The sequence below is a fragment of the Pseudonocardia sp. SID8383 genome (genome assembly GCF_009864975.1).
GTDB classification, from domain to species: domain Bacteria; phylum Actinomycetota; class Actinomycetes; order Mycobacteriales; family Pseudonocardiaceae; genus Pseudonocardia; species Pseudonocardia alni.
Genome location: NZ_WWFY01000213.1, coordinates 1 through 9,743, shown reverse-complemented (window position 1 = coordinate 9,743; position 9,743 = coordinate 1). Strand labels below are relative to the sequence as shown.

10 protein-coding genes are annotated in these 9,743 nt (G+C 73.6%); 4 read left to right on the top strand and 6 right to left on the bottom strand.

Going from position 1 to position 9,743, the window contains the following annotated elements:
- Nucleotides 1-284: 284 nt before the first annotated feature.
- From GTW08_RS05275 to GTW08_RS05265, 3 genes are all read right to left on the bottom strand, one after another.
- On the bottom strand, nt 285-647 hold the full coding sequence (locus GTW08_RS05275; protein WP_062402515.1) for a hypothetical protein: 363 nt from the start codon (nt 645-647) through the stop codon (nt 285-287).
- Nucleotides 648-756: 109 nt separating this feature from the next.
- Complete coding sequence (locus tag GTW08_RS05270) at nt 757-1,254, bottom strand: helix-turn-helix domain-containing protein (protein ID WP_301549213.1); 498 nt, start codon at nt 1,252-1,254, stop codon at nt 757-759.
- Between the two features lie 219 nt (nt 1,255-1,473).
- Nucleotides 1,474-3,264 (bottom strand): PHA/PHB synthase family protein, encoded by a 1,791-nt coding sequence (locus GTW08_RS05265; RefSeq protein WP_083658881.1) that lies wholly within the window; start codon nt 3,262-3,264, stop codon nt 1,474-1,476.
- 386 nt (nt 3,265-3,650) lie between these two features.
- On the opposite strand from GTW08_RS05265, the gene GTW08_RS05260 reads away from it, so the two are divergent.
- The 4 genes from GTW08_RS05260 to GTW08_RS05245 all read left to right on the top strand — a co-directional run bounded on the left by GTW08_RS05260 (nt 3,651) and on the right by GTW08_RS05245 (nt 7,552).
- Nucleotides 3,651-4,886 (top strand): alpha/beta fold hydrolase, encoded by a 1,236-nt coding sequence (locus GTW08_RS05260; RefSeq protein ID WP_161151490.1) that lies wholly within the window; start codon nt 3,651-3,653, stop codon nt 4,884-4,886.
- Nucleotides 4,887-5,088: 202 nt separating this feature from the next.
- Nucleotides 5,089-6,237, top strand: a complete 1,149-nt coding sequence (locus tag GTW08_RS05255) for a sigma-70 family RNA polymerase sigma factor (RefSeq protein ID WP_226356376.1) — start codon at nt 5,089-5,091, stop codon at nt 6,235-6,237.
- A 308-nt stretch (nt 6,238-6,545) separates the two neighbouring features.
- Entirely contained in the window at nt 6,546-7,010 is a 465-nt protein-coding gene (locus GTW08_RS05250) for a flavin reductase family protein (RefSeq protein ID WP_237453555.1), read from the top strand.
- Nucleotides 7,007-7,552: an NAD(P)H-dependent oxidoreductase gene (locus tag GTW08_RS05245; protein WP_304580175.1), complete on the top strand. Its 546-nt coding sequence runs from the start codon at nt 7,007-7,009 to the stop codon at nt 7,550-7,552. Before GTW08_RS05250 ends, GTW08_RS05245 begins: the two co-directional genes overlap by 4 nt.
- 15 nt (nt 7,553-7,567) lie before the next feature.
- Here the strand turns inward: GTW08_RS05245 and GTW08_RS05240 are convergent, their stop codons facing one another.
- The 3 genes from GTW08_RS05240 to GTW08_RS05230 all read right to left on the bottom strand — a co-directional run.
- Nucleotides 7,568-8,467, bottom strand: coding sequence for a pseudouridine-5'-phosphate glycosidase (locus tag GTW08_RS05240; RefSeq protein ID WP_073577055.1), 900 nt, complete (start codon nt 8,465-8,467; stop codon nt 7,568-7,570).
- Nucleotides 8,464-8,820, bottom strand: a complete 357-nt coding sequence (locus tag GTW08_RS05235) for a hypothetical protein (RefSeq protein ID WP_073577056.1) — start codon at nt 8,818-8,820, stop codon at nt 8,464-8,466. Before GTW08_RS05235 ends, GTW08_RS05240 begins: the two co-directional genes overlap by 4 nt.
- Before the next feature lie 33 nt (nt 8,821-8,853).
- On the bottom strand, nt 8,854-9,743 hold an 890-nt coding region (locus tag GTW08_RS05230; protein WP_161151489.1), incomplete at its 5' end, for an MFS transporter.

Genomic DNA, 9,743 nt, shown 5'->3' with positions numbered 1-9,743 from the left:
GGGACGAGCCCGAGCCCCTGCAGCGCACCCGCCGTCACCACGCCCAGGTTGGTGAGGCGCTCCAGCGGGGTGCGGGCGGCGTTGTCGGCCCAGAACTCCTCCAGCGCCGTCGCCGCGGCCTCGCGCCGGTCGGGGGTCTGGCCGTCGCGCAGCCGGTCCCAGGCGACGAGTGCGCAGATCGCGCCGCCCGAGGTGCCCGAGATCGCGACGACCTCGGCCGGGTCCGCGGCGGAGCCGAGCGCGTCCGAGCGCAGCAGCCGGGCGGGGGTCGTCGTCGGGCGGGGTCACTTGCCGGCGGCGCTCCGGGTGGCGCGCGCGGTCTTCTCCGCGGCGGCCTCGGTGCTGCGCCCGGCGTGCTCGGTCACGGCCTCGGCGGCCTTGGTGGCCTGCTCGGTGACCTGGTCGAACACCGAGGTGCCCGCGCCGACGACGGTACGGGCGAACTCGCGCTGGTGGCCGAGCACCTGCTCGTAGAAGTCGAAGACGCGCTCGACGGCGGCACCCGCGTCGGGCAGCTGCGGGCGGTCACCGGCGCCGAACTGGCGGGCCAGGCCGCTCGCGGCCTCGGTCCACCCGCGGACGGACTCGGTGACCAGGTCCTGGCCCCGCTTGGCGATGTCGACGAACTGCTCGGTGGAGGCGGTCATCGGTGCTTCCCTCCCGGGAGACGTTTCTCGGCGTGGACGGGGTGCTGACGTGCACCCCGGCATGCCAAGAAAACTACGCACGCCCGTTAAGTATGTCAAGCACGGCAGCTCAGTCCCGCTGCACGAAGCTCCGGTACACCCCCAGCAGGGCCGCCTTCTGCTCGTCGGACAGCCGTGCGTCGGCCTCGATCGCGGCCTCGACACCCGGCGGCGACTCGGCCACGGGGGCGGCCTGCTCGGCCGGGGCGGCGTCGCCCGCGACGTCCGGGTCGCCGACCGACCAGCCGGCCCGGCTGAGCATCTGGTCGGTGTTGAGGTGCAGCGCGTCGGCGATCGAGCGCAGCACCTTTAGCGACGGCTGGTGCAGCCCCCGCTCGACCTGGCTGAGGTAGGCGTTGGACACCTTGGTCATCGCCGCCATCTCGCGCAGCGAGAGCTTGGCCATCTGGCGCTGCGCCCGGATGAACCCGCCCAGGGCGTTCACCTGTGCACTCCACGCGTCCTCGGCGGCCCGGCGGCCGTTCTCGCGCAGCTCGTCGGCGGCGGTCTCCCCGGCGCTCCGCGGCCGGCGCCCGCCGTGCGTGGGGGCCTCCCCCGCGCGGCTCACGGCGTCCCCGCCCGGAGGGGCCCGCGCGGCGGTCGCCGGCGCGCGGGCACAGAACGTACGCGGTCCATGGCGACGCATTCTCCCCGCCGGACGGCGGTTGCGCACGCATCCGATGCAGCGTCGACAGTGGACAGCGCAGACGACCATCCATCCTGGACACGGCACCGCCCCGGTGACCAGCGGTGATCACCGGGGCGGCGGCGGGGTCCGGGTGGCGGCTCAGCCGCGCAGCACGTAACGGCCGGGAGCGGGCTCCAGCGGCGGGTGCGCGTCCGACCCGATCTTCTTGGGCGCCGCGACCTCCTTGCCCGCGCGCTCGGCGATCCACGGCGTCCAGTCCTCCCACCAGGAGGCCTTGCGCTCGGTGGCGTCGTCGCGCCAGTCCTCGGCGCGGGCCGGGAGGTCGTCGCTCTCGCCGAACCAGTGCCGCGACTTCGGCGACGGCGGGTTGACCACGCCGGCGATGTGCCCGGAGTTGGACAGCACGAACCGCACCGTGCCGCCGAGCTTCGACGCCCCGGTGTAGACCGACTTCCAGGGCGCGATGTGGTCGGACTCGGCGGTGACGATGTAGCTGTCGGGCCGGATGTCGGCCACGTCGAGCCGCTCCCCCGCGAGCTCCAGCTTGCCCTCGGCGAAGCGGTTCTCCAGGTACAGCGTGCGCAGGTACTCGGTCTGCATCGCGGCGGGCATGCGGGTGGAGTCGGAGTTCCAGGTCAGCATGTCGAACGGCTTCGGGTCCTCGCCGAGCATCCAGTCGTTGACGACGTAGTTCCAGACCAGGTCGGTGGCCCGCAGCAGGTCGAAGGTCGTCTTCATGCTGGTGGCGGGCAGGTACCCGTCCTTACGCATGCTCCGCTCGAGCCGGTCGACCGTCTTCTCGTCGGTGAACACGCCCAGCTGGCCCGGGCCGGAGTAGTCGAGCAGCGTGTTCATCAGGGTCAGCGAGTTGACGTGCTGGTCGCCCTTGGCCTCCAGCCACGCCGTCATCGCGGCGGACAACGCGCCGCCCAGGCAGAGCCCGGCGACGTTGACCGTGTCCCGGCCGGTGATCTCGCGGACGACCTCCAGGGCCGTGACCGGGCCCTCCTGCAGGTAGTCGCTCATCGTCACGTCGGCCAGCGACGAGTCCGGGTTGCGGTAACTGATCATGAAGACGGTGTGGCCGTGCTGCACCGCCCACTCCACCAGCGACTTCTGGGGCGCGAGGTCCATGATGTAGTACTTGTTGATCCACGGCGGGCTCATGAGCAGCGGGATCTCGTGGACCTTGTCCGTCTGCGGCTCGTACTGGATGAGCTCGATCAGCCGGTTGCGGAAGACCACGTGGCCCGGGGTGACCGCGAGGTCCTTGCCCACCTGGAAGGCGCCGGGGGTGACCTGGCGCGGCATACCCTGGTTCTGCACGGCGTCGCGCAGCATGTTGCGCGCGCCCCGCACGATGTTCAGCCCGCCGGTCTCGACGATCTTCTTCGGCCAGGCCGGGTTGGTGACGACCGCGTTCGGCGGGGCCAGCGCCTCGACGATCTGGCCGACCAGCCAGTCCAGCTTGCGGCGCGCGGTCGGCGAGACGCGGGCGGCCTGCGACAGCTCGGTCAGCCGGTCGGCCAGCAGGGTGTGCTCCTGGCGGGCCAGGTAGTACCAGGCGTTGCCCTCCCAGGCCGGGTCGGCGTAGCGCTTGTCCTTCTCGGGCAGCGACGCCGGACCTGTGGTCGTCCGGCCGACGGCACGCGCGGCCGCGGCGGACACGGCCTTGGCCGAGTCGACACCGAAGCCCAGACCGGTGCGCAGCACCGCGCCGGGCCGGGTGACCAGCGAGCGGGCGGCCTCGCCGAGCGCCCCGCCGAAGCCGACCGGGTCGACCTTGGCGGCGAGCCCCTCGGGGCTGGCGAGCTCGCGCAGGTCCCGCACGAGACCGGCCGCCTGCCGTCGCAGCACCTCCGCGGCCTGGTTCGACGCGGCGGCGCTGCCGTTCTCGGACTCGGGCTGGGATACGGGCTGCGTGGTCACTGTTCGTCACTCCTGACGGCCGGTTCGGTCTCCGTGCCTGGGTTCCCGCGCTCCCTCAGGGAACGGGAGGCGCAACGGGATGGACACATGGTGACCGCGTACTCACCGGTAGGCAGCCCCGGATTGTTGTAAGGCCTCTCACCTGCGCTAAGCGAAGCAAGCACTACTCCGGAGTAGGCCAGCGCTTGCTTGGCATACCGATCGCGTTTTACCGTTCGGTAACCCGGATAGCCCCCGGTCATCAGAGTTGATGGGAGAGGCCCATGAGCACGGCGATCACCCGACGGTCCGCACCCTCCAGGGAGCACGGACCGCGTGCCCTTCCCGAGACCCCCGTGGCCGCGGCCACCGGGAGCGACGACCGGCCGGACCCCCTCCGGTACCTCGTGTCGTACAACACCCGGAACCTGACCAAGGTGGTGGCCGAGGTCGGCCGGGCCACCGGCGCCTACTGGATCGACGCGGTCCAGCGGATCGCCCGGCCCGGCGACGCCGCCCGGCGCGGGCTGCTGTGGATCTCGGCGATGGCCGATCGGCGCGAGCCGACCTGGCACCTGGCCAACGAGGTCGTGCTGTCGACGCCGTTCGCGTCGCTGCGTGACTTCACCGCCGCCGAGCACCGCGACGACGACGTGGTCCCCACCCTGGTGCTGCCGCCCCAGGCCGGCCACTCCTCGACCGTCGTGGACTACTCGCCGCAGCAGAGCCAGATCGCCATGATCCGCGCCTCGGGCCTGACGACGGTCTACGCGCTGGACTGGCGGCCCGCCACGACCGCGACGAAGAACGTCACGATCACCGACTACCTCGAGGTGATCGACCGCTCCATCCGGCGGATGGGCGGGAAGGCCAACCTGGTGGGCGACTGCCAGGGCGGCTGGCTGGCCACGATCTACGCCGCGCTGCACCCGGACCGGGTCAACACCCTGACCCTGGCCGGTGCGCCGATCGACTTCCACGCGGGCGAGTCGGTGATCGCCGCCTCGACCCGGCTGATGGCGGGGACGATGGGGATGGCGCCGTACAAGGCGCTGGTCGCCGCGGGCGGCGGCAACATGCCGGGCTCGGCGGTGCTGTCGAACTTCATCTCGATCCAGCCGCAGTCGGAGATCTCCCGGCAGCTGCAGCTGCTGGAGAACATCGACGACCCCACCCACGTCGAGCGCTACCGGGTGTTCGAGGACTGGTTCAAGTACACCCAGGACATCCCCGGCGCGTTCTACCTGTGGCTGGTGGAGAACCTGTTCTGGAAGAACCGGTTGATCAAGGGCACGCTCACCGTCGACGGCCGGACCGTCGACATGGGGGCGATCGACTGCCCGCTGCTGCTGCTGGCGGGCTCCGCGGACCACATCACCCCCGCCCCGCAGCTGTTCGCCGCGGCGGAGAAGGTCGGGACCCCGGCCGCGGACGTCACCTACCGGACGGCGACCGCGGGCCACCTGGGGCTGTTCATGGGCCGTGACGCACTGCGCCACGACTGGCCGGTGCTGATGGAGACCGTCTACGGCCACTCGGTGCCGTCGAAGAAGGACACCGGGGCCGGCAAGGCGTCGCGGCGGCGCAGCAGCGTCCGCGCCGTGGCCGACCCACGGGACACCCCGCGGGTGCCCGCACCCTGACCGGTACGCCCGGCCGGGTCGCTCTCTAAGAGGATCCTGAGAGAACCGCAACTGCATGTGACCGACGACACGGCCCCGCAGGCACATTTCCGGCCTGCGGGGCCTCGTCGTGGGAACGATCCCCGGAACGGCTGCGTTGACCCCGTACAGGGCAAGCGGCGAGGCCCATCAATCGCCCGCCGCAGCCCGCGCAGGGGAGGAAATGCACATGACGGTGACCACGACCGCTCCGGCCGTACCCGGCCCGCGCCTCACGACCGAGGCCCCCGCTCGCGCCACCGTGTCGTCGTCCGGCGCGAAGCGGACCGCCCCCAAGGTCGCTCGCAGCTCCCGCCGTCGCACCGACGGCGACGGAGGCACCGCACTGGAAGCCACCGTACCCGGTGCCGCGGCCGCGGTGGCGGAGGATCTCGACGCCCAGAGCCCCGCCGCGGACCTGGTGCGCGTCTACCTCAACGGGATCGGCAAGACCGCACTGCTGACCGCGGCGCAGGAGGTCGAGCTCGCCCGGCGCATCGAGGCCGGCGTGTTCGCCCAGCACCGGCTGGACACCGCCGCCGCCGACGGCACGCTGGACGGGCTGGACCTGCAGTACCGCCGCGACCTGCGCGCGGTCGTCCGCGACGGGCTGCTGGCCAAGAACCACCTGCTGGAGGCGAACCTCCGGCTGGTGGTCTCGCTCGCCAAGCGCTACACCGGGCGCGGGATGCCGCTGCTGGACCTGATCCAGGAGGGCAACCTGGGCCTGATCCGCGCGGTGGAGAAGTTCGACTACACCAAGGGCTTCAAGTTCTCGACCTACGCGACCTGGTGGATCCGGCAGGCCATCACGCGGGGCATGGCCGACCAGGCCCGCACCATCCGGCTGCCCGTGCACCTGGTGGAGCAGGTCAACAAACTGGCCCGGATCAAGCGGGACATGCACCAGCGCCAGGGCCGCGAGCCCAGCGACGCCGAGCTGTCGGCCGAGTCGGGGATCCCGGAGCACAAGATCCAGGACCTGCTCGACCACGCCCGCGACCCGGTGAGCCTGGACATGCCGGTCGGGTCCGAGGAGGAGGCGCCACTCGGTGACTTCATCGAGGACGCCGAGGCGACCGACGCCGAGAACACCGTGATCTCGAGCCTGCTGCACGACGACCTCCGCCGGGTGCTGTCGACCCTGGAGGACCGCGAGCAGAAGGTCATCCGGATGCGGTTCGGCCTCGACGACGGCCAGCCGCACACGCTCGACCAGATCGGCCGCGCCTTCAAGCTCTCCCGCGAGCGGGTGCGCCAGATCGAGCGCGAGGTCATGTCGAAGCTGCGGGTCGGCGAGCGCGCCGACAAGCTGCGCGCCTACGCGAGCTGACCCGGGCCGGCCGGGCGTCCCCCCACCCGGCCCCCGGTGACGGACGGCCGGCGGAGCGATCGCTCCGCCGGCCGTTGCCGTCTCGGGCACCCCGGGGCTCCCCACGAGTTCGGGATGCACGGCACGGGGAGTTCTACCGGATCGATTCCGGAGCGGTCACGGCGACACGGTGGCGGCCGCGACACGGCACGGCGTGTTCCCCACCACCCGGGTCCGGATCGTTGGCCGAGCGCACCGTCCCCGCCTAGGGTCGGGTCATGTCGCGTTCCCTCCCCGGCCCGGTCACCCCCGGCGTGACCCCGGAGTCCATGCGCGACGCACTGGGCGCGTTCGCGTCCGGCGTCGTCGTCGTCACCGCGATCGGCCCGGACGGGCCCATCGGGTTCACCTGTCAGTCCTTCGCGTCGCTGTCGCTGGACCCGCCACTGGTGAGCTTCGCGCCGTCACGCGGGTCCTCGACCTGGCCGCGCATCCGCGAGGTGGGCCGGTTCTGTGTGAACGTGTTGGCCGCCGACCACGAGCACCACAGCGCCGGGTTCGCCCGCTCCGGGGTCGACAAGTTCGCCGGGGTGACCTGGGAGGCGGCCCCGTCCGGCTCACCGGTCCTCGACGGCGTCGGCGCCTGGGTCGACTGCACCCTGTGGAACGAGTACGACGGCGGCGACCACACGATCGTCGTCGCCCGGGTCGACGCGCTCGGCGCGGACCCGGAGCGGCTGCCGCTGCTGTTCCACCGCGGCACCTACGCCCTCACCCCGCGGGCCGAGTCGTGAGCGGCACCGTGGGCCGGATCATCGGGGTCGTCGCGGGCCCGGAGCCGGGCGGGCGCACGGCGGCCGCCGTCGCCGGGATCCTCGCCGGTACCGGGGCCGACACCGCCCTGGTCGAGCTGTCGCAGACCCCCGTCGCCGAGGTCACCGCGGCCTTCGCCGACGCCGACGCCGTCGTGTTCGGCAGCCCGGTCTACCGGGCCGGGCACACGGCGTCGCTGCGGGCGCTTCTGGAGGCCACCGAGCGCGGGAAGTGGGGCGAGAAGACCGCCCCGCTCCAGGGCAAGGCGGCCGCGGTCGTGCTGACCGGCGCGAGCGGGCACCACTTCCTCGCCGTCGACGGGCTGCGGTCGGTGCTGGCCGGGTTCTTCGCCGTCCAGGTTCTGTCCCCCGGGCTCTACCTCGACCATTCCGGCTACGTGGACCGCAACACCCTCACCGAGGCCTCCGCGGAGCTCGCGGCGGCGCACGGGCGGGCGCTGGCCGACCTGGCCACGGCCGTACGCGGCTCCGAGGCGCTGCGGGCGATCACGCCCGTCGTCTGAGGAGCCACCGGCACGTCACCGCCCCGTCAGGGCGGTGGCGATCCGGGCGCCCAGTGCCACGTTGTGGCGGTACACCGCGACGTTGACCTCCAGGCTGGCGTCGCCGGTCGCGTCGCGGACCCGCGCCAGCAGGAACGGCGTCGCGTCCTGTCCGCCGATCCCGGCCCCGTCGAGCGCGGCGAGGGCGTCGGCCAGGGCGGCGTCATGGACATCGGGCGGGAGCTGCTCGGCGGCCGGGACCGGGTTCGCCACCAGCAGCGCCCCGGGCAAGCCGAGGTCGCGGGCGGCCCGCCAGGCCGCAGCGGCCTGCTCCGGCGACTCCACCCGCTGGCCGACCCGGTGCCCGGAGTCGGCGACGTAGAAGCCGGGGAAGGCGTGCGTGCGGTACCCGGCGACGGTGACACCGAGGGTCTCCAGCCGCTCCAGGGTGGCCGGCACGTCGAGCACCGACTTCACCCCGGCGCTCACCACCACCAGCGGCAGCGCGGCGAGCGCGGGCAGGTCGGCCGACTCGTCGAAGGTGCGCGCGGCACCGCGGTGCACCCCGCCGAGCCCGCCGGTGGCGAACACCCGGATGCCGGCCCGGTGGGCGAGGTGCGCGGTCGCCGCGACCGTCGTGCCCCCGCTCGCGCCGGTCGCCACGGCCACCGGCAGGTCCCGGGCGGACAGCTTCGCCACGCCGGGGGATCCCGCCAGCCGGGAGAGCTCGTCGCCGGTCAGCCCGACGACGACCTCGCCGTCGAGCACCCCGATGGTCGCCGGGACGACGCCGAGCGAGCCGACGAGCTCCTCGGCCTCCCGGGCGACGGCGAGGTTGCGCGGTGTGGGCAGGCCGTGGGTGACGATCGTCGACTCGCACGCCAGCACCGGGCGGCCTGCGGCCAGGGCGTCGGCGACCCGCTCCCCCACCCTCATGCGGCGGCCGGCGCACGGAGGGCGGCCTCGGCTCCGTCGACGGGCGAGGTGCCGAACGCGATCGCCGAGCCGGGCGCGTGCCGGTGCACCAGGTTCACCACCCGCTCGAACAGCTCCAGGCACTCCGGGGGCTTCCGGAGCCCGCCGCCGACGAGCACGCAGTCGTAGCGGCGGGCGGTCAGCGCCGCGGTGATCCGGGGCAGCTCACCGTCCGGCCCGACGAGGACCTCGGTCGCCTCGATCCCGGCCGCGCGGTAGGCGTCGCGGCCCCGTTCCAGGGCGGTGAGCACGGGCGCCGGGTCGTACCCGGGGATCCGCGCCGGGTCGAATCCGATCACCAGCAGGGTCGTCACGTCCCCGCACGCTGCTCGCCGCGGCACCGGCCGTCAACCCTGCGGCGCCGGGACCGGGGGGCGGGCTGCCGAGCGGGCGCAGGCCAGCGCGATGAGTGCGCCGAGCAGGGTGAACCCGGTCGCGAACAGCACGGCGACGTGCCAGCCGGCCAGCAGCACCGGCACCGGCTCGTCGCCCGCCGGTGAGGTCAGCACCGAGGTCAGCGTGACGCCGACGGCGGCGCCCAGGTAGCGGGTGGTGTTGTTGATGCCGCTACCGGTGCCCGCCCGGTCCGGCGGCACCGAGGCGACCGCCTCGCGGCCGAGCGTCGCGTTCACGACCCCGGTGCCGACGCCGACGACGACGAGCGCGGCCAGGACCGCCCCGGTGCCGGAACCGGTCGCGAGCAGCCCGAGCTGACCGGCCGTCATGACCAGCAGGCCCACGCCGAGACGGACCCCGCCGGTGACCCGTTCGCTGATCCGGCGGGTGAGCAGCGCGGTCACGATGCTGGTGCCCGACCAGCCGAGCAGCAGCAGCGCCGCCGTCGCGGGGGCGGTGCCGTGCACCGGGGCGAGCAGCGCGGGCAGGTAGGAGCTCAGCGAGATGATGCCGAGCCCGGTGGCCATGCTCGCGACGGTCGCCGCGACCAGCCCGGGATGGCGGAACAGCTCCGGCCCCGCCATCGGGTGCGCGACGACGAACTGGACGGCGACGAACCCCGCCAGCAGCGCCGCCCCGGCGACCAGCAGCACGACGGTCGTGGTGGTGACCGGCAGCCGCCGGGCCTCGGTGAGGCCGGCGAGCAGCACCGTCAGCCCGGCGGCGAGCAGCACCATCCCCGCGACGTCGACCGGGCGCGGCCGCCCGGCGGTGGACTCGGTGAGCAGCGTCGCGCCAGCGACGGCGAGCGCCAGCCCGGCGACCGCGACCGCGAGGTAGA